The sequence below is a fragment of the Enterobacter sp. PP-008-ECC_S150 genome, assembly GCF_045257065.1.
GTDB lineage: Bacteria > Pseudomonadota > Gammaproteobacteria > Enterobacterales > Enterobacteriaceae > Enterobacter > Enterobacter chengduensis.
Map to the genome: position 1 here is coordinate 32,874 of NZ_JBJHHG010000014.1, position 24,957 is coordinate 57,830.

Sequence of the window (24,957 nt, forward strand, 5' to 3'; positions counted from 1 at the left end):
ATTACCGACCCCGAAGGGCACCCCGGAATATGTGCCGATACGTGTGTGTTGTTACACAAAGTGAGATTTGTCGCTCCCGTCCAGCCTGTGTATCTGAGATGGATCGGAAGTCCGGCGCGCTTTATACCACAAAACACGACCAGAAACCAACAGTTGTTGGCTGTGAGTGCTGTTAATGATTCTCAATTTGGCACGGGGCGTGCCTGACTGATACCATTGACGACACTTAGACTAGTATTGTCGAAAAAATCGACACCGATGGACAGATTACATGGCTATCTCTATTAAGACACCTGAAGAAATTGAAAAGATGCGCGTTGCCGGTCGTCTGGCCGCGGACGTGCTGGAAATGATCGAACCGTTCGTGAAGCCGGGCGTCAGCACCGGTGAACTGGATCGCATTTGTAACGACTATATCGTGAACGAGCAGCACGCGGTTTCCGCCTGCCTTGGCTACCACGGTTTCCCGAAATCCGTCTGCATCTCTATTAATGAAGTGGTGTGTCACGGCATCCCGGACGACGAAAAGCTGCTGAAAGATGGCGACATCGTTAACATCGACGTGACCGTCATCAAAGACGAGTACCACGGTGACACTTCAAAAATGTTCATCGTTGGCAAGCCGACTATTCTTGGCGAGCGCCTGTGCAAAGTGACGCAAGAGAGCCTCTACCTGGCGCTGAAAATGGTGAAGCCGGGTATTCGCCTGCGCACCATCGGTGCAGCCATCCAGAAGTTTGTGGAAGCAGAAGGGTTCTCCGTGGTTCGCGAGTACTGCGGTCACGGCATTGGTCGCGTCTTCCATGAAGAGCCGCAGGTTCTGCACTATGATGCCGATGACGGCGGCGTGGTGCTGCAAAAAGGCATGACCTTCACCATCGAGCCGATGGTGAACGCGGGTGACTACCGCATCCGCACCATGAAAGACGGCTGGACGGTGAAAACCAAAGACCGGAGCTTGTCTGCGCAGTACGAGCATACTATTGTGGTAACGGACAACGGCTGCGAAATTATGACGTTGCGCAAGGATGACACCATCCCGGCGATACTGACGAACATTGAGTGATAAGAAGCCGGCAAATGCCGGCTTTTTTAATGGCGATAGCTTTTTCTTATGGGTGGCGCACGATGAGTAATCTTTTACCCGAACAGTATGCTAACACAGCCCTTCCCACCCTCCCCGACCAGCCCGATAACCCGGGCGTCTGGCCATCGCACGAGCTGTCCTGCGCCCACATTAAAGCCCATATGGAAACGTTCCATCGCTGGCTGGGCAGCGCGTTTGACGCCGGCGTCTCCGCCGAGCAGCTCATCGAAGCGCGTACCGAATTTATCGACCAGCTGCTGCAGCGCCTGTGGATCGAGTACGGATTTGGTCAGGTGAGCGACGTCGCGCTGGTTGCCGTCGGGGGCTATGGCCGCGGCGAGCTGCATCCGCTTTCCGATATCGACCTTCTGATCTTAAGCCGCAAAAAGCTGCCGGACGAACAGGCGCAAAAAATTGGTGAACTGCTGACGCTGCTCTGGGACGTGAAGCTGGAGGTTGGCCACAGCGTGCGCACCCTGGAAGAGTGTCTGCTGGAAGGATTATCTGACCTGACCGTCGCCACCAACCTGATTGAAACCCGTCTGCTGATCGGCGACGTTGCGCTGTTCCTGGAGCTGCAAAAACACATCTTCAGCGACGGCTTCTGGCCGTCAGAAAAGTTCTTCGCCGCAAAGGTCGAGGAGCAAAACCAGCGCCACCAGCGCTACCACGGCACCAGCTATAATCTTGAACCCGATATAAAAAGCAGTCCCGGCGGCCTGCGCGATATCCACACGCTGCAGTGGGTCGCCCGCCGCCATTTTGGCGCCACCTCGCTGGACGAGATGGTCGGCTTCGGCTTCTTAACCGAGGCGGAGCGTAACGAGCTGAACGAGTGCCTGCATCTGCTCTGGCGCATCCGCTTTGCCCTGCATCTGGAGGTCACCCGCTACGATAACCGTCTGCTGTTTGACCGCCAGCTCAGCGTAGCGCAGCGGCTAAATTATCAGGGCGAAGGTAACGAGCCGGTTGAGCAGATGATGAAGGATTTCTTCCGCGTCACCCGCCGGGTGACCGAGCTGAACCAGATGCTGCTGCAGCTGTTCGACGAGGCCATTCTGGCCCTGACGGCGGACGAAAAGCCGCGACCGATTGATGACGAATTCCAGCTGCGCGGCACGCTTATCGATCTGCGCGACGAAACGCTGTTCATCCGCGAGCCGGAAGCGATTCTGCGGATGTTTTATACTATGGTGCGCAACAGCACCATCACCGGGATCTACTCCACCACCCTGCGCCATCTGCGCCACGCGCGCCGCCATCTGACGCAGCCGCTGTGCTATATCCCGGAAGCGCGCTCGCTGTTCCTGAGCATGCTTCGCCACCCGGGCGCCGTCAGCCGAGGCCTGCTGCCGATGCACCGCCACAGCGTGCTGTGGGCCTATATGCCGCAGTGGTCGCACATCGTCGGGCAAATGCAGTTCGATCTGTTCCACGCCTACACGGTGGATGAACACACAATCCGCGTGATGCTCAAGCTGGAAAGCTTTGCGAAAGAAGAGACGCGCTCCCGCCACCCGCTGTGCGTCGAGCTGTGGCCGCGGCTCACCCATCCGGAACTGATCCTGATTGCCGCCCTGTTCCACGATATCGCCAAAGGCCGCGGCGGTGACCACTCGGTGCTCGGCGCGCAGGACGTGCTGAAATTTGCCGAGCTGCACGGGCTTAACTCACGCGAAACGCAGCTGGTGGCCTGGCTGGTGCGTCATCACCTGCTGATGTCGGTCACCGCACAGCGTCGTGATATTCAGGATCCGGAGGTGATCAAGCAGTTCGCCGAAGAGGTCCAGACGGAAAACCGTCTGCGCTATCTGGTCTGCCTGACGGTGGCCGATATCTGCGCCACCAACGAAACCCTGTGGAACAGCTGGAAGCAGAGCCTGCTGCGCGAGCTGTACTTCGCCACCGAAAAACAGCTGCGTCGCGGGATGCAAAATACCCCGGACATGCGCGAGCGCGTGCGTCATCATCAGCTTCAGGCGCTGGCGCTGCTGCGCATGGACAACATTGATGAAGAGGCGCTGCATCAGATTTGGGCCCGCTGCCGCGCCAACTATTTTGTCCGCCACAGCCCAAACCAGCTTGCCTGGCACGCGCGGCATCTGCTGAAGCACGATCTCTCCCAGCCTATGATTCTGCTGAGCCCGCAGGCCACCCGCGGCGGGACGGAGATTTTCATCTGGAGCCCGGATCGCCCTTATCTGTTTGCAGCGGTCTGCGCCGAGCTGGACAGGCGTAACCTGAGCGTTCACGACGCGCAGATTTTCACTACCCGCGACGGCATGGCGATGGACACCTTTATCGTGCTGGAGCCGGACGGCAGCCCGCTTTCGTCGGACAGGCATGAAGGGATCCGTTTTGGTCTGGAGCAGGCCATTACCCAGCGCAGCTGGCAGCCCCCGCAGCCGCGTCGCCAGCCGGCGAAATTGCGCCACTTTACCGTCGATACCGAGGTCAATTTCCTGCCGACCCACACCGACCGTAAATCGTTCCTGGAGCTGATCGCGCTCGACCAGCCGGGGCTGCTTGCCCGCGTCGGCCAGGTTTTTGCCGATCTGGGAATTTCGCTTCATGGAGCCCGAATTACAACCATTGGCGAGCGAGTAGAAGATTTATTTATAATCGCGACAGCGGACCGGCGTGCCCTTAATAATGACCTGCAGCTTGAAGTGCAACAACGGTTGACAGCAGCCCTCAATCCAAACGATAAAGGGTGATATGTTTTTTAGTGAAATGGAAAGAGTAAACAATGCAGCAGTTACAGAACGTTATTGAGTCCGCTTTTGAGCGTCGCGCCGAGATTACCCCGGCAAATGTGGATACCGTGACCCGTGAAGCGGTAAACCAGGTGATTTCCCTGCTGGATTCCGGCGCGCTGCGCGTGGCAGAAAAAATCGACGGTCAGTGGGTCACTCATCAATGGCTGAAGAAGGCCGTGCTGCTCTCTTTCCGCATCAACGATAACCAGGTTATCGACGGCGCAGAAAGCCGCTACTTCGATAAAGTGCCGATGAAGTTCGCTGACTACGACGAAGCGCGTTTCCAGAAAGAAGGCTTCCGCGTGGTACCGCCTGCGGCAGTGCGTCAGGGCGCCTTTATCGCGCGCAACACCGTGCTGATGCCTTCCTACGTGAACATCGGTGCCTACGTTGACGAAGGCACCATGGTTGATACATGGGCCACAGTGGGTTCCTGCGCGCAGATCGGTAAAAACGTTCACCTGTCCGGCGGCGTGGGCATCGGTGGTGTTCTGGAGCCGCTGCAGGCTAACCCGACCATCATCGAAGACAACTGCTTCATCGGCGCGCGCTCTGAAGTGGTTGAAGGCGTGATCGTAGAAGAAGGTTCCGTGATCTCCATGGGCGTTTACATCGGTCAGAGCACCCGTATTTACGACCGTGAAACCGGCGAAGTGCATTACGGTCGCGTTCCGGCCGGCTCGGTGGTGGTTTCCGGCAACCTGCCGTCAAAAGATGGCAAATACAGCCTGTACTGTGCGGTTATCGTGAAGAAAGTGGATGCGAAAACGCGCGGTAAGGTGGGCATCAACGAGTTGCTGCGCACCATCGATTAATCGGGTATAACAAAAAGCGGGGGCAACCCCGCTTTTTTTATATCTGAGGGTGGCGAAAATAGATTTTTTCGTTAATTATTCAAAGGTTATGTTGAGATCAAGGGTACCGCTATGTACGATAATCTGAAAAGTCTGGGCATTACCAATCCTGATGAAATTGATCGTTACAGCCTCCGTCAGGAAGCCAATAACGATATTTTGAAAATCTATTTTCACAAGGATAAAGGAGAGTTTTTCGCCAAAAGCGTGAAGTTTAAATATCCACGCCAGCGTAAGACCGTTGTTGCTGACGGCGTAGGTCAGGGATACAAAGAAGTACAGGAAATCAGCCCTAACCTGCGCTATGTGATCGACGAACTCGATCAGATCTGCCAGCGCGACCGCACCGAAGTCGATCTCAAGCGTAAGATCCTTGACGATCTGCGTCACCTTGAAAGCGTTGTGACCAACAAGATCAGCGAGATTGAAGCGGATCTTGAGAAGTTAACGCGCAATAAATAAGCCGTTTTATTGCCCGGTGGCGCTTCGCTTACCGGGCCTACGAACGCATGTAGGCCGGGTAAGGCGAAGCCGCCACCCGGCAAAAAGCATCATCTCTGTTCGTCCAGCTGCAGCGCCACATACAGCAGCAGCCTGTCGTCAAAATTCCCCAGGTCCAGCCCCGTCAGCTCTGAAATCCGGTTTAACCGATACTCCAGGGTATTGCGGTGAATAAACAGCGCCTTCGAGGTCGCCAGCGGCTGCACGTTATGGCGGAACCACGCCTGCAGCGTCCGGCGGAGCAGGCCGTTGTTGTCCATGGCTTTCAGACGCGCCAGAGGCCGCGCCAGCTCGTTGGCCTGCCAGCCTCCGCGCAGGCTGTCGAGCAGCACCGGCAGCATCAGATCCTGATAGAAGTAGCTCCGGCTCTCCGGCATCCGCTGCTTGCCCACCATCATGGTGGTGCGCGCGGTACGCCAGGAGCGGGCGATGCTGCCCGGCCCGGTAAAGTAGTTGCCCAGCGCAACGCGAAAACGCAGCTGGCCATTCTCCTTCATGCGGGAGATCAGCAGCTCCACGCGACGGCGATGATCGTCCGCATCCCAGCGGCCAAACGCATTGAGCGCCGGTTTGAGCACCACCATTTCCGTCAGGGAAACGATCGCCACCAGGTTATCGCGCTCCGGCGTCGCCAGCGCATTTTGCAGCTGCTGCAGCTCGGCCATCGCGCTGTCCACGCCAAGCTGGCCGCTGTCGACCTCTATGACCGCCACCACGCGCGGCTGGTTCAGATCGATCCCCAGACGCTGCGCCCATTCGCTGAGTGCAGGCGTATGTTCTTCCGCCTGAATGAGGTTCATCACCAGCTCTTCACGCAGGCGGCTATCCTGAGCCAGCAGGTGCATCAGGCGCGACTGCTCCAGCATCATCTCTGCCGTCATGCAGACCAGCTCACCATATTTTCGCAGAGACTCCGGCTCGCCGGTCAGGCCGATGACCCCGACAATCTCGCCTTCAAGGCGCAGCGGGAGGTTGATGCCCTGGCGAACGCCGTGCAGGTGTTTCGCTACCGCATCGTCGATATCCACGACCCGCCCCTGAGAAAGCACCAGCAGCGCACCTTCGTGCAATTCCCCAATACGCTCACGATCGCCGCTGCCAATAATGCGCCCACGGGCATCCATTACGTTGATATTGGTATCAATGATGCGCATGGTGCGCGCCACGATATCCTGCGCCATTTTGGTATCAAGATGCCAGCCAGCCATGGAATCCTCCTTTGAGCAGAGCTCAAGCATAGGGAAGTTCAGTATCGGCTGCATTGTGCGAATGCACAAAGAGAGAGGAAGATGTATGGAGTTGTGCTAAGCGTCACAGAAACGAGAAAGCCCCTGCGAACAGGGGCTTAAGAGGATTACTGCATCAGCAGGTAGATAGAGGTATCACCACGCTGGATATTCAGCGCCAGCACGGACGGCTTGCTGTCGAGAATTTTGCGCAGTTCAGCGATGTTTTTCACCGGCTGCTGGTTAGCCCCCATAATCACATCGCCTTTTTTCAGGCCGATGCGGGCTGCCGGTGAGTTCGCCTTCACGTTGTTCACCACCACGCCTTTATCTGCGCCTTTGTTGCTCATCTCAGCTCCTTCAATACCGCTGAAGATGGTGCTGGAATCCACCTGATTCTGGCTGCTCTGCTGCAGCTCCAGGCTCACGTTAACCGGCTTACCGTCGCGCAGCAGGCCGAGGGTCACTTTGCTGCCAATCGGCATTGAGCCCACTTCGGCGCGCAGCGCGGCAAAGCTGCTGATCGGCTTACCGTTCAGGGAGGTGATCACGTCACCTGCCTTAATGCCCGCTTTTGCCGCAGAGGAGTTCGGCATCACCTGGCTGACGAATGCCCCGCGCTGAGCGTCAACTTTCATCGCCTTAGCCAGCTCGGAGTTCAGTTCCGTACCGAGGATACCCAGCTCGCCGCGTTTCACCTGGCCGTACTGCACCATCTGCGCGGTCAGGTTTTTCACCATGTTGCTCGGAATAGCAAAGCCGATACCGATGTTGCCGCCGTCCGGCGCCAGGATCGCGGTATTGATACCGATCAGCTCGCCGTTCAGGTTCACCAGCGCACCGCCGGAGTTACCGCGGTTGATCGCCGCATCCGTCTGGATGAAGTTCTCGTAGTTTTCCGCGTTCAGGCCGCTACGGCCCAGCGCAGAGACGATGCCCGAGGTCACGGTTTCACCCAGACCAAACGGGTTACCGATCGCCACGGTGTAGTCACCGACGCGCAGCGCGTCAGAGTCGGCAAGCTTAATCGCCGTCAGGTTTTTCGGATCCTGAATCTGAATCAGCGCGATGTCGGAGCGCGGATCTTTACCCACCACCTTGGCGTCGAACTTGCGGCCATCGCTCAGCTGAACCTTAATGGTGCTGGCGTTATCAACAACGTGGTTATTGGTGACGACGTAGCCTTTAGCGGCATCAATAATCACCCCCGAGCCAAGCGCCATGAATTTCTGCTGCTGGCCGCCGCCCTGGCCGTCATCCCCGGCACCGCCGCCCTGGCAGAACGGCGAGCTCTGGAATGGCGAACCGTCCTGGCAGAACGGTGAGTTGTCACCGAAGAACTGCTGGAAGTTACGCGGCATGCGCGGCGTATTGACGGTCGTGCTACCCTCAACGTTAATACTCACCACCGATGGCATCACTTTTTCGAGCATCGGTGCCAGGCTTGGCATCTGCTGCGCGGTTGCTGCCGACGACGCGGTCTCGGCTGCAGTAGCAGTCAGAGGAGACAGCGCTAAACCTAAACTCAGAGCCAGTGCACTCATTGCTAATGTGGTTTTTTTCATGTTTCTTAATCTCGATTTACAGGTAACGCAAAATTGCTGTGTAACTCAGATTCATTTTATACCGCTTAGTTCCGGCGATAAGTTTATGGAAAAGGTAAAAATTTATTGGCCGTCTTTACAAAACTCCGACGTTATTCCACCGCCATGAGCTTGCGGTATTCATCCCAGGCATACAAATCCGTCATGCCGCTGATATAGTCCTGAATAAGGCGGCAGCGATAATAATATTCCATCACCGGCCATTGGGAAGAATGGCGATCCAGCTTGCCAATGGCTTCGACATACGCCAGACGATGCCGGGTAGAGAGTTTCTGATAAAGCCGCGATTCAATCGGGATCCGGCGCACGCGCTCGTGTTCCACCAGCTCGCTGAATTCCTCGGCCGACAGCTGGAGCAGCGGAGAATAAATTTCCAGTAAGCCACTGATGACCCGATAGCCCTGCAGTTCTAATTGCTCGACATCCGGATGGCTGAATACATGCCGCATCGCCACATGTTTATAAAGCTCAAGGAGTTGGCTGAAACTGCTGTCGTCTTCCAGCAGCGCGTGGTTGAATTCCCCGCTGAAGATGAGCGGCAAATTATCAATAAAGCGCGACGCCGCATACGGTACCAGTTTATTTAATGTATTGACCCGCAAATACATAAAGAACTGGTCTTCCGTACTGCGGCTTAACGTATTTGAACGCGATTTTTCCCAGGCATTTTCGACCACCTGAGCAAACAGCGAGCCTTTTTCATGAGTACCCCAGGCCGCATAAAGATGCTGATACAGCTCCTCGACGCTGAAGATTCTTTTCTCCACGGCGTCTTCCAGGTCGGCCACGCAATAGGAAATATCATCCGCGGCTTCCATAATCCAGGTCAATGGAAAGCGGCCGTTTGGCGTCAGCGAAAGTTCTTTACGCAGCCGTTCAATATAGGCCTCTTCGGACAGGTAATAGCCCGGCTTTTTCATTAAATAGCTGTGGGACGCGGGCGTCTCCCCCATCCACCACGCGGGGCGCGTATATTTCAGAATGCAGCCAACCTGTGCCCAGGTCAGGTTCATGCGCATCAGGGAATGAACCAGCCGGATCCCCTGCGCGTTGCCCTCGAAGTGACACACGTCCTGACGCACTTTGCGGCGCAGATCGTTAAGCTCGTCCTCGCCTTCACGCAGGCGTAAATCCCGAACGGTGCAGCGGTCATCGCTCAGCGGCTGGCTTAACGCATCCGAAGGATGAAACCGCTGTTTAAACCAGTCATTGATTGCCGCCTCGCCAAAGTGGCCGAAAGGCGGGTTGCCGATGTCATGCATCAGGCAGGCCATCTCAACGATGCTCTCGAAGGGCCCCGTCAGCTCGTCAAGCCCATAGGTTTCCAGTAAACGCTGCTCTTTAAGACGGCTCAAAATCTCTTTGGCAATGTAGCGCCCCACCTGCTGCACTTCCATTGAGTGGGTTAAGCGCGTGCGCACCGCGGCGTTACGTTCCAGCGGGAACACCTGGGTCTTTTGCTGCAGACGGCGAATGGCAGGCGAGTTAATGATTCTCCCGCGATCGCTTTCGAAGATACGCAGGATCTCATGTTCGCTCTTGTCGCCCTGCGGCGAACGGAAACGTCGGTGCCAGTTAATTTTGGTACGAAAATCGATTGGTGACATGTGCTCCCCCGCGTGAGAATGCGTTTCCCCTTAACCGCATGATAGACTATGCATCTTAACAAGGCACATCGCGAGTAAATCTATGAAAATCGGCATTATTGGTGCAATGGAAGAAGAAGTTACGCTGCTGCGTGACAAAATTGAGAACCGTCAGACCCTCTCTCTGGGGGGTTGTGAGATCTACACCGGCCAGCTGAACGGTGTTGAGGTGGCTCTGCTGAAATCAGGCATCGGTAAAGTAGCTGCTGCGCTGGGTGCAACCCTGCTGCTTGAGCGCTGCAAGCCGGACGTGATCGTTAACACCGGCTCTGCGGGCGGCCTGGCGCCGACGCTGAAAGTGGGTGATATCGTGGTTTCCGACGAAGCGCGTTACCACGATGCCGACGTCACCGCATTTGGTTACGAATACGGTCAGCTTCCGGGATGCCCTGCGGGTTTTAAAGCTGACGACAAGCTGATTGCGGCGGCAGAGACCTGCATTGCAGAACTCAACCTCAACGCGGTACGCGGTCTGATCGTTAGCGGTGATGCCTTCATCAACGGCTCCGTTGGGCTGGCAAAAATCCGCCATAACTTCCCTCAGGCGGTGGGCGTTGAGATGGAAGCGACCGCGATTGCGCACGTTTGCCATAACTTTAACGTACCGTTCGTGGTGGTTCGCGCCATCTCTGACGTGGCAGACCAGCAGTCCCACATCAGCTTCGACGAGTTCCTGACCGTTGCGGCAAAACAGTCCACCGTGATGGTGGAACGCCTGGTGCAGAACCTGGCACGTGGCTAAACATACCGTCAGGGCGCTGGTCGCCCTGCTTCTTCTCGCCCCGCTGTGGCTCTATGCCGTACCGCGCGTGATTACGCTCTCCCCTGCAAATACGGAACTGGCCTTTGCCGCCGGGATCACGCCGGTTGGCGTGAGCAGCTATTCGGATTACCCGCCGCAGGCCGCGGGTATTGAACAGGTGGCCACCTGGCAGGGGATGAACGTTGAGCGCATCGTGGCGCTCAAGCCGGATCTCGTGCTGGCCTGGCGGGGCGGCAACGCCGAGCGGCAGGTTAACCAGCTTGCCTCGCTTGGCATTAAGGTCATGTGGATTGATGCCGTCAGCATTGAGCAGGTCGCTCAGGCGCTGCGCGCCCTCGCCCCTTATAGCCCTGCGCCCAAAAAAGCCGAGGCTGCGGCGAACCAGATGCTGAGCGACTATGCCGCGCTGAAATCCCAATACGATACCCCTGCGAGAAAGCGCATCTTCCTGCAGTTTGGCAGCCAGCCGCTGTTCACCACCGGAAAAGGGTCGATTCAGAATCAGGTGCTGGAAGTCTGCGGGGGTGAAAACATTTTTGCAGCCAGCCGGGTGCCGTGGCCTCAGGTAAGCCGTGAGCAGGTTCTGGCACGCCAGCCGCAGGCCATCGTCGTGGTCGGAAATGCGAGCGAAATTCCCAAAATTGAACAATTCTGGCAAAAGCAGCTAAAAATACCGGTCATACCCCTCAACAGCGACTGGTTTGAACGCGCCAGCCCGCGTATTATCCTCGCCGCAAAACAGCTCTGTGCCGCGCTGGCAGAGAGTCACTAACAGAAGACCTTTTTCGAGGATTTAACGATGCTCGTTTATTGGCTGGATATTCTTGGCACAGCCGTTTTTGCTATCTCCGGCGTCCTGCTTGCCGGAAAACTACGCATGGATCCGTTTGGCGTGCTGGTGCTGGGCGTGGTGACCGCCGTCGGCGGCGGGACGATCCGCGACATGGCGCTGGCGAATGGCCCGGTGTTTTGGGTGAAAGATCCGACCGATCTGGTGGTCGCGATGGTCACCTGCCTGTTAACCATCGTGCTGGTTCGCCAGCCTCGCAGATTACCCAAGTGGATATTGCCGGTACTGGATGCCGTCGGTCTGGCCGTGTTTGTCGGTATTGGCGTCAATAAGGCGTTTAATGCGGGTACCGGTCCGATGGTGGCAATCTGCATGGGCGTATTAACCGGCGTGGGCGGCGGGATCATTCGCGACATTCTGGCGCGCGAAGTGCCGATGATCCTGCGTACTGAAATTTACGCAACGGCCTGCATTGCGGGCGGGATTGTTCACGCGACTGCGTACTACACCTTTGCAATCCCGCTGGAAAATGCCGCGATGCTGGGGATGGTCGTGACGCTGGTGATTCGTCTGGCGGCGATACGCTGGCACCTGAAGCTGCCGACGTTTGCGCTGGATGAAAATTCAAGATAGGCGTCGTTTATAAGCCCGGTGGCGCTTCGCTTACCGGGCCTACAATCCGCATTCAGGCTTAAATGCTGAACGAAGAACCACACCCGCAGGTGCTTGTCGCGTTCGGGTTGGTCACCACAAAGCGCGAGCCTTCCAGACCCTCGGTGTAATCCACCGAACCACCCACCAGATATTGCAGGCTCATCGGGTCAACCACCAGCGCGACGCCCTGTTTCTCGATGGTCATATCGCCATCGTTAACCTGATCGTCAAAGGTAAAACCATACTGGAAGCCGCTGCAGCCGCCACCGGTAATATAAACACGCAGTTTCAGATCCGGATTGTCTTCGTCGGCAATCAGGGTTTTCACTTTGTTGGCTGCTGCTTCGGTAAACTCCAGCGGCACAGCTACATCATCACTCATCTTATGCTCCCATGAATACTGCTACTGCCATTGGGCAAAATTCACCCAATTCTTTGTGTCATTATCTAATACCCTGGTAATTCATTCAAGTATTCTGCGTGGCGGCCCGCTCAGCCTCTTGTTTTGCCAGGGTACGCGCGAGGATGGTGGAGTATAGCGGTTTTCCACCCAGGAATTGGGCTAATAGTGTCGCGCCGAGACAGGTAATGATCATTGGCAAAATGAGCTGGTAATTGTCCGTCATCTCCAGCACCAGCACGATCCCGGTCAACGGCGCACGCAGGGAAGCGGCCAGCAGCGCCCCCATTCCGGCCACCGCAAAGGTCCCGGCGTCAAGATGATAGGCGGGAAAACCCGCTTCAGCCGCCATACCAAACGCGGTGCCCAGCAGCGTACCCAGCGCCAGCATCGGGGCGAATATCCCGCCGGGCGCGCCGGAGGAAAAGCAGAGCACCGTCGTGATGACGCGGGAGATAAACATAAACAGCAGCAGACCGACGCTGAAGTTCCCCGCCGCCGCAATGGGGATCAGCCCGAACCCGCCGCCTGCGGCATTCGGCTCAATAAAGCCAAGCACGCCGCACATTCCGCCCAGCAGGCCGCCCATCAGCACCCATTTCGTGGTGTTCCCGCCGTGAACGCGCTGGAACATATCCTGAGCGCGCAGGATAAAGGTGTTAAACAGCGGCCCCACGACGCCAAAAACCATGCCGAGGATCAGGTAAAGCCACAGGGTGTTGACCGGGGCGTTGGTCAGCTTGCCCACCTCAATCACCGCCCCCTCGCCATTAAAGAGGCGAAAGACAATGCTCGACATAATGACGCCGGTAAACACCGCTTTTATGGAGATCAGGTTGTAGCGAAACTGCGCGCGCATCTCTTCGATAATGAACAAGATGCCCGCCAGCGGCGCGTTAAACGCGGCTGAAAGCCCCGCCGCCGCGCCGGTGGCCAGCAGCGTATGGCGCGCTTCGGCGCTTCGCATGCGAAACAGATCGCCCACCATGCGGCCGACGTTGCCCCCCAGCTGCACCGTTGGCCCTTCCCTGCCCAGCACCATCCCCGCGCCCAGCGTCCCCATGCCGCCGATAAATTTAACCGGAATCACCCGCCACCAGCGCACCGGGCGCAGCTCCTCCAGCGCCCCTTCAATTTCCGGGATGCCTGAGCCGCCCGCTTCCGGCGCGAATTTACGCACCAGAAAATACCCCACCATGGCAAACAGCGCCGACAGGCCAAATGCCATAACCCAGACCAGCCACTCGCTGTCGGCGAAACCGGCCACGGTCCCCACTCGCCAGTTAAGTACGGCATTGACCGCTTTTTCAAACGCCACGCCAGCCAGGCCCGCGAGCGTTCCCACCACGGCTGCGGCCAGCAGGATAGCCAGCGGGGTTTTATCGCGATTAAGCAGCCGCCGAATGCTGATTCGGTGCTGGGCGCGCGTAAACTGTTGTTCTTCAAAAGACGGAGAATCTGATTTCATATTCTGTTCTTATTCGTCATACAAAAATCCGCGAAGATTTTACCAGAGACCATCGCGTCGTCCCGTGAAAAATCCTTAACAATTGTTTAGGCATTAATGGGGCAAAAATTTCATTACCTTCTGAGGATCACTTAGAATAGTGTGCTTAATCATTTTATACGAATCAGGAACGACGCCATGAGCAAGTCAGAAAACCTCTACAGTGCAGCCCGAGAGCTAATTCCGGGTGGCGTGAACTCACCCGTGCGCGCCTTTACCGGCGTGGGCGGCACGCCGCTGTTTATTGAACGCGCTGACGGCGCATATCTGTATGATGTCGATGGCAAAGCCTACGTTGATTATGTCGGTTCCTGGGGGCCGATGGTGCTGGGGCATAACCATCCTGCCATTCGTAACGCGGTGATTGAAGCCGCCCAGCGCGGCCTGAGCTTCGGTGCGCCAACCGAGATGGAAGTGAAGATGGCGGAGCTGGTGACTGAACTGGTGCCGACCATGGACATGGTGCGTATGGTGAACTCCGGTACTGAAGCGACCATGAGCGCGATCCGCCTGGCGCGCGGTTTTACCGGCCGCGATAAAATCATTAAATTCGAAGGCTGCTACCACGGCCACGCGGACTGTCTGCTGGTAAAAGCCGGTTCCGGCGCGCTGACCCTCGGCCAGCCAAACTCCCCGGGCGTACCGGCAGATTTCGCGAAGCATACCCTGACCTGCACCTACAACGATCTGAGCACCGTTCGCGCGGCGTTCGAGCAGTATCCGCAGGAGATCGCCTGCATCATCGTTGAGCCGGTTGCGGGCAACATGAACTGCATCCCACCGCAGCCTGACTTCCTGCCGGGCCTGCGCGCCCTGTGCGATGAGTTCGGCGCGCTGCTGATCATCGATGAAGTTATGACCGGCTTCCGCGTGGCGCTGGCGGGTGCCCAGTCTTATTATGACGTCGAGCCGGATCTGACCTGCCTCGGTAAAATCATCGGTGGCGGCATGCCGGTCGGCGCGTTTGGTGGCCGTAAGGACGTGATGGAAGCCCTGGCGCCTACCGGCCCGGTTTACCAGGCGGGCACGCTCTCCGGTAACCCTATCGCGATGGCGGCGGGTTTTGCCTGCCTGACCGAAGTGGCGCAGCCGGGCATCCACGAAACCCTGACCGACCGTACCACCCAGCTGGCAAACGGTCTGCTGGAAGCCGCAGAAGAGGCTGGCATTCCGCTGGTGGTCAACCACGTGGGCGGCATGTTCGGGATCTTCTTCACCGATGCGAAAACCGTGACCTGCTATCAGGACGTGGTGAAATGCGACGTTGAACGCTTCAAGCGCTTCTTCCACCTGATGCTGGAAGAAGGCGTGTACCTCGCGCCGTCAGCGTTCGAAGCGGGCTTTATGTCCGTGGCGCACAGCGAAGAGGATATCAACAACACCATCGACGCGGCGCGTAAGGTGTTTGCGAAGCTCTAAGGGAATTGCCGGGTGGCGCTAACGCTTACCCGGCCTACGATGTTCTAAAGATTGCCGTTTGCTTTTATTACCGGCTCTGCTTTCTCAAGAGATAAATAAAATACGGCGCGCCGATAAAGGTTGACAGCAGTCCCGCCGGGATCTGATACGGGAAAAGCACCATTCTTCCGCACCAGTCCGCCAGCACCAGCATTACCCCACCCGTCAGGGCCGACATCACGATATGCGGCATCGTCCGGCGGAATCCCATCATTCTGGCAATGTGCGGTGCCATTAATCCGACAAAACTCAGCGGGCCAATGGTCATGGTTGCCGTCGCCGTCAGGCACGCAGCGAGCAGCAGCAGCGCGACACGGGCTGGCGTCAGCGCCATCCCCACCGCGCGCGCGGTTTCCCCGCCGAGCGGCAGAATGGTCATCCAGCGGCGGCACAGCGGCACCATCGCCAGCAGTACGAGCATCACGCTCCCGGACCAGAGCACCTGGCTGCCGGTGGCGTTGTACGTTGAGCCGGAAATCCAGGTCAGGATCTTCGCCATACGCGGATCGCCGCTTGCCTGCAGCATCATCAGCAGCATGGTAAAGGCGGTGCTGAGCGCCATCCCTGCCAGCAGCATGCGGTGCGGTGAAAACCCGCCGCGACCGGCGGCTATCAGGATAATCATCAGCGTGGCTGCCGCACCGATACTTCCGGCAGGCATCAGCCAGCCAAACGCGTTACCCGGTACGAAGAACAGCATCAGCACCACGCCAAAGGCGGCGCCGGAGCTGATCCCGAGCACTTCAGGGCTCGCCATCGGGTTGCCGGTCAGACGCTGAATAATACACCCCGCCACCGCCAGCATCACCCCTGCGATCAGCGCAGCGAAGATACGCGGCCAGCGCCACTGCAGCAGTTCATTGAGCAAATCACCCGTGGCCCAGTGCCAGCCGGTTGCATCGCGCCCGAACGCGAGCGCCGCAAAGGAGGCCAGCAACAGCACGGCCAGGCCCGCAAGGCTAAACCACAGCACAGACTGGCGCTCAGCATAAACGTTATCGCCCGCATCCATCGCGGGCGCGCTGATGCTGCGCAGACGCGGCAGCAGCCACAGCAGCAGCGGCGCACCGATTAGCGCCGTCACCGAGCCCGTAGAAACTTCCATCCAGACGCGGGCCAAAAAGAGAATAATTTGATCGGAAAGCCAGAGGATCAGCGCCCCGATCAGCGGAGCCAGCAGCAGACGCGCCAGAAGGCGACGCGCCCCGAGCATTTTCGCCAGCAGCGGGGCAAACAGCCCGATAAAGCCGATAATCCCCACCGCATTCACCAGCAGCGCGCTGAGCACAATCGCCAGCGCCAGCGCCGCCAGACGCGCCAGTGATAACGCCAGGCCCAGGTTGCGCGCCACGCCATCATCCAGCCCCATCAGCGTTAACGGACGCAGCAGCAGCATCGTTAGCAGCGCGCCGCCAGCCAGCTGCGGCCACAGGCGCTCAACAACGCTCCAGTCAGTCTGGGTAAGGGTGCCGGTACTCCACAGGAACATGCTTTGCAGCTGGTCGTGATGGAACAGCACCAGCAGCTGATTGATCGCCCCGCAATAGAGGCTGACCACCAGCCCGGCCAGGATCAGCGTGACCGGCGAAAGACGTTTTCCCCAGGCTACGCCAAAGACCAGTGCCCCCACGACGCACGCCCCCGCGAGGGCCGCAAACTGCGAGGTTAACGCGCCGGGCAATGCCCACAGCGTCGTGACGGTGATCCCAAGCTGCGCCCCGGTCGCGACGCCGAGCGTGGTCGGCTCCGCCAGCGGGTTGCGTAAAACCTGCTGGAACAGCACGCCCACCAGCCCTAAACCGGCCCCGACCAAAAGGGAGATCGCCAGACGCGGCAGCAGGCTGTAGTGGAACAGCATCTGCTGAATATTGTCGATATCCGGCGAGGCCAGCGCGACGCCCCACTGCGCGCGCGGTAACGCCGTCGAGAGATTGAACCCGGTGAGTACCAGCGCGGCCAGCAAAAGCGCGGACAGCAGCAGGAGCGGGAAACGGGCAATACGCTGACTCATGCTTTGCCTCCCAGCGCGTTATCCAGCACGCGGGCAAAATGCATGGCCGACAGCGTCGCGCCGTAAAACCACACTGCGGGCGCGCGCTGGAAGCGCCCCTCGCGCACGAACGGCATCGCCTGCCAGAGCGGCGTCGCCATCAGGGTCTGCATGTCGCGTTCGTTGCCGTGGTCGAAGCACAGCACGTCCACATCGCGAAACGCCGCCAGACGATCGATACCCACGGCGGTACTGCCCCAGAAGGTCATCTCCCCTTCCCAGGCGTTGCGAATGCCGAAGCTGTCGAGCACCTCCTGGAACAGGCAGTTTTTACCGAAGACCAGCACATGGCGGGCATCCAGCAGCGTTACCATCAGCAGCGGGCGATCGCCCCGGTGCGCAAAGCGCGGCTTAAGCGAGTCAATCAAAGCGTCAAATTCGTCGAGATGCTTTTTGGCCTCCGCTTCCCGGTTGAGGAAATGCGCCATCTCGTTTATGGATTTTTTCGCCACGGTCAGCGGTTTTTTACCGTCGCTAAAGGAAAAACCGCGCCCCGGCGCAATGCGCGCCAGGATCTCTTCTGACGGACCGTAGCCCGCTGACCAGAACAGGAACGAGGGTTTCATCTGGGTAAGCAGCTCAAGGTTTGGCTCCGTACGCAGGCCGATGTCGATCACCGAGTCTGGCAGCGTCGGCTCGTTCACCCAGAGGTTATAGTTGGGAATATCCGCCACGCCGTAGGGCGTCACGCCGAGCGCCATCATCAGCTCGACCGGCAGCCACTCCAGGGCCACGATGCGGTGTGGATCGACGGCGGCACGCGCCGTATTCATTTTTAACAGCAGCGGTGAGAGGGCCATCGCCGTCAGCAGGCGACGGCGGCTAATGCGCATGTTGTCCAGCATCAGTAAACGAAGCTCACCGGTGCAGCCCCGGCAGGGTGAGGCAGAATACCCATCGGAATACCGTAAATATGTTCCAGCGTATCGCTGCGCATCAGCTCTGACGGCGTGCCCTGGGCAATCATCTCACCCCCGCGGAGCGCCACAAGATAATCGCAGTAGCGCGCCGCCATGTTGATATCGTGCAGGACCGCAATGACCGTCAGGCCGCGCTGCTGGCTTAAGCGATGCACCAGCGCCAGCACGTCGACCTGATGGGCAATATCCAGCGCAGAGGTCGGTTCATCCAGCAGCAGGCAGCGGCTATCCTGCGCCACCAGCATCGCAATCCACGCCCGCTGACGCTCGCCACCGGACAGGCTATCCACCAGACGGTGCGCCAGCGGCTTTAGCCCCACCAGCGCAATCGCCTCTTCCACTTTCTCCCGGTCGGCCACGCCAAAGCGTCCCAGCGCCCCGTGCCACGGATAGCGCCCAATCGCTACCAGCTCGCGCACCGTCATCCCCTCCGCCTGCGGCAGCTGCTGCGGCAGATAGGCCACTTTGCGCGCAAAGGCTTTGCTGCTCCAGCTCTCCAGCGGCTGGTCATCCAGCAGGATATCCCCTTCAGACGGCGGCTGATGGCGCCCCAGCATCTTGAGCAGCGTGGATTTACCGGAGCCGTTGTGGCCAATCAGGCCCGTCACTTTACCGGCCGGGAACGTCAGAGAGAGCGGATGCAGCAGCGTGCGTCCGGGTACGCGAAAGGAGAGATGGTTGAGCGTGAAGGTGGTGTCGGATTGCGTTTGATTATCCTGCATATCAGCCAACTTAAATAAAAAGGGCACGGCGAACCGTGCCCAAAGAGCGGTTAGAAGCGGAAGGTCGCGGTGGCAACAACCTGACGTTCAGCACCCCAGAAGCAGCCGTAGGTGTTGAAGCAGCTGGCAACGTACTCGCGATCGAACAGGTTGTTCACGTGCAGCGCCACGTTCGAGCCTGCCATGCCCACGCGCGCCAGATCGTATCTGACCAGCGCATCGACAACGGTGTAGCTGCCTACCGTGAAGGTGTTCGCCGGATCGCCTTTGCTGGAGCCGGTGTAGCGAACGCCGGTACCCAGCGTCAGGCCAGACAGTGGGCCATCAAACATCGTGTAATCACCCCACACGGATGCCATGTGTTTAGGCACCTGGGCAGGCGTGTTGCCTTTGTAGTTCGTATCGGTGGTGTATTCCGCATCGGTATAGGTGTAGGAACCGACAACGTTCACGCTCGCCGACAGGGCCGCTTTGGCTTCCACTTCTACGCCACGGGCGCGGATTTCACCGCCTTCAACGGAGAAGAAGGATCCCGCAGGGTCCGCCATCAGGTTGTTGGTTTTGGTGAGCTGGTATACCGCACCGGTGACGACAATTGGACGGTCGTTCGGCACGTATTTCACGCCCGCTTCATACTGCTTACCTTTAGACGGTGCAAAGACGTTGCCGTTCGCTCCGGTCTGAGAAGCCGGTTCAAACGACTCGCTGTAGCTAAAGTAAGGGGTGACACCGTTATCAAACAGGTAGTTAACGCCACCACGCCAGGTGAACTGCGTGTCATTACGCTCGGAAGTAGTATTCAACACGCGGTTATACGATTCCTGATTGGCCCAGTCATAACGACCGCCCAGCGTCACCAGGACTTTATCCCACTCAATTTGATCCTGAGCGTAAATGCCGGTCTGCTTTTGCTTGTTCAGCACCTGATAGGCGCCTGACGGTCCAGGATGAGAACCGAAATCGAAGTCGCCACGATCGAGGTGATAAATATCAGATGGCGCAACGGAGCCGGCATAGCCAAACCAAGAGTCGATGTCATTACGCATGCGCATAAAATCAACGCCAGTCAGAAGAGTATGATCGACGGAACCCGTCGCGAACTTGCTCTGCAGCTGCGTATCAACAGTGAAGTTTTCCAGCTTCTCGTTATCGATCACATACTGGCGAGTCAGCGTGTGTCCCCACTGCGACTGAGGAACGCTCGCGCAAGGGCTGGAGGCCGGATTACTCGAGTAAAGCGGATCGGAACACATGCCGTAGCCGTAGACGCTGTTTTGCGAGGTTTTATTCTGCGCATAGCGCAGGTTCTGACGCACGGTAAAGGTGTCGTTGAACTCGTGGTCGAAGCTGTATCCCACCATTTTCTGGTTACGGGAATAGGTATTGTTCTTCGCGCCTTCGTTGAAGTTCGTCGGCAGACGATCGCCGTTTGGCAGCGGATCGACGGTTCCCTCTTTTGGCAACCAGCCGTAGTAGCCCGTCTCAGGCTCGTTCTGGAAGTAAGAGAGGAACGTGAAGGTGGTCTTGTCATCCGGACGCCAGGAGAACGCAGGCGCGATGGCGTAACGCTGTTCGCCTTTCCCTTCCTGCTGCGAGTTGTTCGAACGCGCAACGCCCGTCAGGCGGTATGAGTAGACGCCATCGTCGTCGATGGCATCGCTGAAGTCAAAGCCGGTCTGGAACAGGCTGTCGGTACCCATTTTGAACTGTACTTCTTTCAGCGGCTCGGTGGTTGGGCGCTTGCTTACCATATTCAGCAAACCGCCAGGGCTGCTTTTGCCGTACAGAACGGAAACCGGACCGCGCATGATCTCGGCGCGCTCCAGCATATAAGGGTCAATCACCGCGTCGTTGTAGAAGTTGCCCTGCATCTTCATACCGTCGAGGTAGTTGTTCTGGCTCTGGCCATCGGCCGCAAAGCCGCGAATAACCAGGTAGTCATAGGTATTTGACGCACCGCGCGTCCCCACCGCTACGCCCGGCGTATAGCTCAGGGCCTCTTTCACCGAGCGGGGCTGATGCAGCGCCATCTCTTCGGCCGTGACCACTGAAATAGACTGCGGCACCTTCTGGATTGGGGTATCCGTTTTCGTGCCGGTGGCAGACTGTCTTGCCGCGATAGTCGCCGCTGGCCCCCAGGCACTTTCCTGTGCCGCAGGCGCTGCGGTTACCGTAATGGTTTCTTCTTTTTTCGGGGCGTCGGCGGCCTGCGCGTAAGCAGACATGCCGGCAACCGCTGTGGCAACGACAACCGCGACTTTTCGCAGCGACGCGTTAATTGGCTGAGCTGTATTGGAAAGCGCCATGTTTATCTCTGATGGAAAAGTGAATGATAACGTAAACGAGAATTATTATTATGAGCGCAAGAATAATAGGCGAAACGCCGGTTGCATAGCAAGCAATAAGCGGCCCTACCAGAATTAAGGGATTAAGAATTAACCAGATGAAAACAGGGGGTTAATGATGTTAGCGAAAGGATCGCCAAAACCCGCCGGAGCGGGCCGGAAGCATCAGCGATAAAACAGCTCGAACGTGGCGACAGCCTCAACTTTTCCCGGTTTGATCGGCCCCATTTTGATATAGCGAGCCTTCAGGGGGATCTCTACCGGCGCCTTGTCCTGCGTGGTGGTTAACGCGGTATAGGTCTGGTCGAACTGCAGCACATTGTTATTTTTGTCGAGAAGTTGAATGCCTAGTCCCTGGGCGGCGGCATCGCCGGAGGCAATGTCCAGAATATTGTCGTTAATGAGCCCCGTTGAGCGCGAGCTGACAAACTGATAATCCACCTTCGTCCCCGCCCTGCAGTCGTTTATTGCAATTTTAAAGCTGCTGTCAGTCAGTATGTCGGAGTAGTTTCCAACAAAATCCTGCGCGTTGACCGTTTTGAGGGGAACATAAATGTTACGGTCAGCAAGGTTACAGGTGTTGGTGGCGATATGAACGCTGGTGGGCGAAAAACGCATCTCGCCAATTACGGCTCCTCCTAGCGTATCCTGCGCGGTCAGGCGCGAGGTATCCACATCCCCTTCCTGAACCGGACCGATGACCACCAGCTGGGCGGCGGCCCGAAAGATGACCGTATTATCAGAGTAGCCATGGATGGAGCCGTAATATTGCCAGGGGCGCACAAGATCATCTGCCGTGTAGACGGGGACCCGCTCGGTCGAGGCCGCCGCGCGGATGCCAATACCCGGCAGGTTGGTTCTATAGACCCCCGGCATAACGTCCTCGCGCGCGTCGGCGTCCGTCAGGGTTAAATAGCCGCGTCGGATCTTCTCGTCTGCGCCACCGCAGTGCACCGTAATGACATCGCTTTCGACGGCATGGTCGTAAATGATGGTGCCGACAGGCGTATCGGGGTCGAGAATAATGGTCTGAGGAATTTGAAAGGTAACGATACCGCCCTCCCCGCCGCTGAAGGAACAGTCGGCAAAAGCCGGGTGTATCAACGAGGCGGCTGCCAGCAGGACGACCGAGATAAAGCTTCTAACCAGCGTAGTCACGCGCATTTACTCCTGCTTCAGCGGCAATTGGCCGCGATGTTAATGATTCCGTCGGGATTGCCATCCGGCAAATCGATGGTGCCATGGCACTGTTCGTTCTGCGCCCCTCCCCACTGCGCGCTGAACGAGGTGTGTCCTTTGAGTCCGGAGAGGTAGACTTCGCCCTCATCACCGACAATCGCGGTGGTGTTATCAAGCGCCACGATGGCGCCAAACGGCACCGGTTTACCCTGACGACGCAGGGCGACCAGCGCGCGACGCCCAACGCGGGCCTCGAAGGTCGCCAGTATCGCCGCCCCTTTTGTCGGCACGAGATCCAGCGTTGCCGCGTCAATATCAATATCGCTGCGATCCTGCGTGTTGACCGTAAGGATATTGTGTCGGTATGCCGTCAGCGACGGCACAATCGCATTGCCAAAGGCATCGGTATAAATGCCCCGCCCGTTCTGAACGTTGACGTTCTCGCCGTCGTCGATGTGGACAATCGCGAAGGCGTCCCGCACGGGCTGCCCCAGCGTAATGCCCTGACCGTGGGCCACGATGGAACCCTGCGCGCTGTAGTTCCACTGTCGGTTATCCCCACCGTAGCTGTACCCCATGCCAACCTCGCCGGACGAGCCGCGGTAGCGTCCTGATACGCTCGCACCATAGCCTGTATCTTTGTTGGCGTAGGTCTGCTGCAGGTTATAGCTCAGCTTGTTATCCTCAAGCGCGGATCCGCCGATCCCCACCTGGTGAGAGGCAAACCCGCCGCCAGCAGTGTTCACGCTATAGCTGGCCCACGCGTTAGAAAGCCAGCGCGATAGCGGGATGTTGACGTTCAGCGCCAGCTGCCGATCGGTATCGGCATCGGGCGTGCGGGTCAGGTTGTAGCTTATCGACCAGGTAATATCCCGCCAGCTGGAGCTCAGCCCGGCGCTGACGCTGCGCTCGTGACCGTCCATATCCCAGTAATCCTGCTGATAGCCGTTAAGATACGCCGAGCCCCAGTCAGAGAGACGCTGGGAAAGGTTTACCTGCATGCGGCTTCGGCGGTTGTTGGTCCTGCGGTAGGTATAAATGCCATCATCGATCGCGCTGTCGCGCTGATCGATGGCTTCCTGGAAGGTATAGAACCCGGAGGTGGAATAGCGGTAGCTCGCAAGCGTAACGGTAGTATCCGTATCGGAAATATCTTTTGAATATTGTGCACGCCATGAAAGCCCATTTGCGTCGTCACGCCCGTCATCAAAGGCGGTTCGGGCGGAGGTGAGATCTACCGAGGCAGACCCCAGACGGCCCAAATCCGCGCCAACCCCCAGCAGCAGCGCATGATACAGCGACGCCCCCTGCACTCCGGTGTAGGCCGTTACCCCGTACGGCAGGCCATAAATGGCCGTGCCCTGCACGAAGGCTGGCTCCTCCTCCCCTTCATTAGCGCGATAGCGTCCGGCCGCCAGCGAATACTTAAACCCGCCCTCGCGCTGGAGCACCGGTACCGACGCGCTCGCCTGTATGAAGCTGTGCTCTGTGCCATCCGCCTCTTCAACGGTCACCTCCAGATCCGAGCCGGAGGAAACCTGGCTTAGGTCACGGATCTCAAACGGCCCCGGCGAGACGTTGGTTTGATAAACCATGTAGCCGTTCTGCTTAATGGTGACTTTTGCATCGCTGTTGGCAATCCCGCGCACGACGGGCGCAAACCCCTGCTGGCTGACCGGCAGCATAGCCGTATCCGTCTCCAGCGTCATGCCGGTCATCTGCACGCTGTCGAACAGCTCGCCGTTGGTGTAAGTCTGGCCCAGCTCAAGCTGGCTTTGCAGCGTTTTGATATCGCGCTGCAGGGTGGTGGCGATGGCGTCCCAGCCCGAGGCATCACTCCAGGTACTGTTGTTGCGCAGCCGCCACGCGCCGAAATTAAGACCCGACGTCAGGCCAAGCCAGGTGGATGAGCTTTGGCCCATGCTGTAGTGCTGCTGAGAGCCGCTGAGCTGATAGCTTGTCCAGGCCACCGGGGCGCCGTCATCCCAGAATTTCGGGTTAATCGCGCCCGCAGCCGCGCGGCTACGATAGACCTGCGGGATGACCAGCGTCAGAGTCTGGTTATCCTGACTGTAATCGTAGCGAGCATGTTCAATAAAATGGGAGATATCCCGGATGCAGGCCGCGTCGTCCAGATCTTTGAGATCCGGAACGGCGTCGACGTTCACGCCGTATTCACGCAGGTCTGCTTTGGTCAGCTCCGGCAGAAGCCGCTGCTTATCGTCAGAAAGTACATAGTTGACGACGCGTTTATCCACGACGTCCCGATCCCACACGATGGTGGTGAGATAGCTTCCTGCCAGCAAGCCGTTATCGTTAATGAAGTTTTTGAGCGTTGCGGTATTTTCCAGCGGGGTATCCAGCTCAAGGATCCGCAGGTTGAATTCGTCATCGGCCCACGCAGGCGGGATCGCGGCGAACAGCGCGAGCACGATCCCGGACAATACCTGCTTATGGTGAAAGGACGATGACATAGCATTCCAACACGATCT

General features: G+C 58.0%; 19 protein-coding genes. 8 read left to right on the plus strand and 11 right to left on the minus strand.

The features are described 5' to 3' along the window. The first annotated feature begins 271 nt into the window (after positions 1–271). The 4 genes from map to ACJBF3_RS15840 all read left to right on the plus strand — a co-directional run bounded on the left by map (position 272) and on the right by ACJBF3_RS15840 (position 5,162). Positions 272–1,066, plus strand: a complete 795-nt coding sequence (gene map / locus ACJBF3_RS15825) for a type I methionyl aminopeptidase (RefSeq protein WP_015572721.1) — start codon at positions 272–274, stop codon at positions 1,064–1,066. Positions 1,067–1,128: 62 nt separating this feature from the next. Next, positions 1,129–3,804 (plus strand): bifunctional uridylyltransferase/uridylyl-removing protein GlnD, encoded by a 2,676-nt coding sequence (gene glnD, locus ACJBF3_RS15830; RefSeq protein ID WP_045327869.1) that lies wholly within the window; start codon positions 1,129–1,131, stop codon positions 3,802–3,804. A gap of 32 nt (positions 3,805–3,836) precedes the next feature. Continuing rightward, positions 3,837–4,661, plus strand: coding sequence for a 2,3,4,5-tetrahydropyridine-2,6-dicarboxylate N-succinyltransferase (gene dapD, locus ACJBF3_RS15835; RefSeq protein ID WP_008501915.1), 825 nt, complete (start codon positions 3,837–3,839; stop codon positions 4,659–4,661). 111 nt (positions 4,662–4,772) lie between these two features. Beyond that, on the plus strand, positions 4,773–5,162 hold the full coding sequence (locus ACJBF3_RS15840) for a DUF3461 family protein (RefSeq protein ID WP_008501916.1): 390 nt from the start codon (positions 4,773–4,775) through the stop codon (positions 5,160–5,162). Positions 5,163–5,251: 89 nt separating this feature from the next. Here the strand turns inward: ACJBF3_RS15840 and cdaR are convergent, their stop codons facing one another. The 3 genes from cdaR to dgt form a co-directional block, all read right to left on the minus strand. Further along, the gene (gene cdaR / locus ACJBF3_RS15845) at positions 5,252–6,409 is read right to left on the minus strand and encodes a DNA-binding transcriptional regulator CdaR (protein WP_045327810.1); all 1,158 of its coding nucleotides are present in this window, start codon (positions 6,407–6,409) and stop codon (positions 5,252–5,254) included. Positions 6,410–6,555: 146 nt separating this feature from the next. Then, positions 6,556–7,992 (minus strand): serine endoprotease DegP, encoded by a 1,437-nt coding sequence (degP, locus tag ACJBF3_RS15850; RefSeq protein ID WP_045327808.1) that lies wholly within the window; start codon positions 7,990–7,992, stop codon positions 6,556–6,558. Positions 7,993–8,123: 131 nt separating this feature from the next. Continuing rightward, positions 8,124–9,638: a dGTPase gene (gene dgt, locus ACJBF3_RS15855; protein WP_045327806.1), complete on the minus strand. Its 1,515-nt coding sequence runs from the start codon at positions 9,636–9,638 to the stop codon at positions 8,124–8,126. A gap of 82 nt (positions 9,639–9,720) precedes the next feature. Between dgt and mtnN the strand changes: the two genes are divergently transcribed. From mtnN to ACJBF3_RS15870, 3 genes are read left to right on the plus strand one after another with little or no spacing between them, the layout of a single operon-like run. Beyond that, complete coding sequence (gene mtnN, locus ACJBF3_RS15860) at positions 9,721–10,419, plus strand: 5'-methylthioadenosine/S-adenosylhomocysteine nucleosidase (protein WP_045327804.1); 699 nt, start codon at positions 9,721–9,723, stop codon at positions 10,417–10,419. Beyond that, positions 10,412–11,212, plus strand: a complete 801-nt coding sequence (gene btuF / locus ACJBF3_RS15865; RefSeq protein WP_045327802.1) for a vitamin B12 ABC transporter substrate-binding protein BtuF — start codon at positions 10,412–10,414, stop codon at positions 11,210–11,212. Before mtnN ends, btuF begins: the two co-directional genes overlap by 8 nt. A gap of 27 nt (positions 11,213–11,239) precedes the next feature. Further along, positions 11,240–11,863 carry a TRIC cation channel family protein gene (locus ACJBF3_RS15870; protein WP_045327799.1) on the plus strand — a complete coding sequence of 208 codons (624 nt, stop codon included), beginning with the start codon at positions 11,240–11,242 and terminating at the stop codon, positions 11,861–11,863. Between the two features lie 58 nt (positions 11,864–11,921). Here ACJBF3_RS15870 and erpA read toward each other — a convergent pair whose 3' ends face one another. Together erpA and clcA are read right to left on the minus strand one after the other, a co-directional pair. After that, on the minus strand, positions 11,922–12,266 hold the full coding sequence (gene erpA, locus ACJBF3_RS15875) for an iron-sulfur cluster insertion protein ErpA (protein ID WP_008501923.1): 345 nt from the start codon (positions 12,264–12,266) through the stop codon (positions 11,922–11,924). 85 nt (positions 12,267–12,351) lie between these two features. Then, entirely contained in the window at positions 12,352–13,752 is a 1,401-nt protein-coding gene (clcA, locus tag ACJBF3_RS15880) for a H(+)/Cl(-) exchange transporter ClcA (RefSeq protein WP_045327798.1), read from the minus strand. A gap of 177 nt (positions 13,753–13,929) precedes the next feature. Here clcA and hemL point away from each other — a divergent pair, with 177 nt between their 5' ends. After that, complete coding sequence (hemL, locus tag ACJBF3_RS15885; RefSeq protein ID WP_032644123.1) at positions 13,930–15,210, plus strand: glutamate-1-semialdehyde 2,1-aminomutase; 1,281 nt, start codon at positions 13,930–13,932, stop codon at positions 15,208–15,210. A gap of 67 nt (positions 15,211–15,277) precedes the next feature. Here hemL and fhuB read toward each other — a convergent pair whose 3' ends face one another. The 6 genes from fhuB to ACJBF3_RS15915 form a co-directional block, all read right to left on the minus strand. Continuing rightward, positions 15,278–17,260, minus strand: a complete 1,983-nt coding sequence (fhuB, locus tag ACJBF3_RS15890; RefSeq protein WP_045327794.1) for a Fe(3+)-hydroxamate ABC transporter permease FhuB — start codon at positions 17,258–17,260, stop codon at positions 15,278–15,280. Further along, positions 17,257–18,144, minus strand: coding sequence for a Fe(3+)-hydroxamate ABC transporter substrate-binding protein FhuD (fhuD, locus tag ACJBF3_RS15895; RefSeq protein WP_045327793.1), 888 nt, complete (start codon positions 18,142–18,144; stop codon positions 17,257–17,259). The genes fhuB and fhuD overlap by 4 nt, the downstream gene beginning before the upstream one ends. Next, positions 18,144–18,941, minus strand: coding sequence for a Fe3+-hydroxamate ABC transporter ATP-binding protein FhuC (fhuC, locus tag ACJBF3_RS15900; RefSeq protein ID WP_032644120.1), 798 nt, complete (start codon positions 18,939–18,941; stop codon positions 18,144–18,146). Before fhuC ends, fhuD begins: the two co-directional genes overlap by 1 nt. Before the next feature lie 50 nt (positions 18,942–18,991). After that, complete coding sequence (gene fhuA / locus ACJBF3_RS15905) at positions 18,992–21,247, minus strand: ferrichrome porin FhuA (protein WP_045327790.1); 2,256 nt, start codon at positions 21,245–21,247, stop codon at positions 18,992–18,994. 204 nt (positions 21,248–21,451) lie between these two features. Further along, entirely contained in the window at positions 21,452–22,450 is a 999-nt protein-coding gene (locus ACJBF3_RS15910) for a fimbrial protein (protein WP_080351093.1), read from the minus strand. A gap of 11 nt (positions 22,451–22,461) precedes the next feature. Then, on the minus strand, positions 22,462–24,939 hold the full coding sequence (locus ACJBF3_RS15915) for a fimbria/pilus outer membrane usher protein (RefSeq protein ID WP_052951230.1): 2,478 nt from the start codon (positions 24,937–24,939) through the stop codon (positions 22,462–22,464). Positions 24,940–24,957: the final 18 nt, after the last annotated feature.

What these genes read in the sequence shown, in the direction of transcription:
- map (WP_015572721.1), top strand. Translation starts at nt 272, where the DNA reads ATGGCTATCTCTATTAAGACACCTGAAGAAATTGAAAAGATGCGCGTT.
- glnD (WP_045327869.1), top strand. Translation starts at nt 1,129, where the DNA reads ATGAGTAATCTTTTACCCGAACAGTATGCTAACACAGCCCTTCCCACC.
- dapD (WP_008501915.1), top strand. Translation starts at nt 3,837, where the DNA reads ATGCAGCAGTTACAGAACGTTATTGAGTCCGCTTTTGAGCGTCGCGCC.
- ACJBF3_RS15840 (WP_008501916.1), top strand. Translation starts at nt 4,773, where the DNA reads ATGTACGATAATCTGAAAAGTCTGGGCATTACCAATCCTGATGAAATT.
- cdaR (WP_045327810.1), bottom strand. Translation starts at nt 6,409, where the DNA reads ATGGCTGGCTGGCATCTTGATACCAAAATGGCGCAGGATATCGTGGCG.
- degP (WP_045327808.1), bottom strand. Translation starts at nt 7,992, where the DNA reads ATGAAAAAAACCACATTAGCAATGAGTGCACTGGCTCTGAGTTTAGGT.
- dgt (WP_045327806.1), bottom strand. Translation starts at nt 9,638, where the DNA reads ATGTCACCAATCGATTTTCGTACCAAAATTAACTGGCACCGACGTTTC.
- mtnN (WP_045327804.1), top strand. Translation starts at nt 9,721, where the DNA reads ATGAAAATCGGCATTATTGGTGCAATGGAAGAAGAAGTTACGCTGCTG.
- ACJBF3_RS15870 (WP_045327799.1), top strand. Translation starts at nt 11,240, where the DNA reads ATGCTCGTTTATTGGCTGGATATTCTTGGCACAGCCGTTTTTGCTATC.
- erpA (WP_008501923.1), bottom strand. Translation starts at nt 12,266, where the DNA reads ATGAGTGATGATGTAGCTGTGCCGCTGGAGTTTACCGAAGCAGCAGCC.
- clcA (WP_045327798.1), bottom strand. Translation starts at nt 13,752, where the DNA reads ATGAAATCAGATTCTCCGTCTTTTGAAGAACAACAGTTTACGCGCGCC.
- hemL (WP_032644123.1), top strand. Translation starts at nt 13,930, where the DNA reads ATGAGCAAGTCAGAAAACCTCTACAGTGCAGCCCGAGAGCTAATTCCG.
- fhuB (WP_045327794.1), bottom strand. Translation starts at nt 17,260, where the DNA reads ATGAGTCAGCGTATTGCCCGTTTCCCGCTCCTGCTGCTGTCCGCGCTT.
- fhuD (WP_045327793.1), bottom strand. Translation starts at nt 18,144, where the DNA reads ATGCTGGACAACATGCGCATTAGCCGCCGTCGCCTGCTGACGGCGATG.
- fhuC (WP_032644120.1), bottom strand. Translation starts at nt 18,941, where the DNA reads ATGCAGGATAATCAAACGCAATCCGACACCACCTTCACGCTCAACCAT.
- fhuA (WP_045327790.1), bottom strand. Translation starts at nt 21,247, where the DNA reads ATGGCGCTTTCCAATACAGCTCAGCCAATTAACGCGTCGCTGCGAAAA.
- ACJBF3_RS15910 (WP_080351093.1), bottom strand. Translation starts at nt 22,450, where the DNA reads ATGCGCGTGACTACGCTGGTTAGAAGCTTTATCTCGGTCGTCCTGCTG.
- ACJBF3_RS15915 (WP_052951230.1), bottom strand. Translation starts at nt 24,939, where the DNA reads ATGTCATCGTCCTTTCACCATAAGCAGGTATTGTCCGGGATCGTGCTC.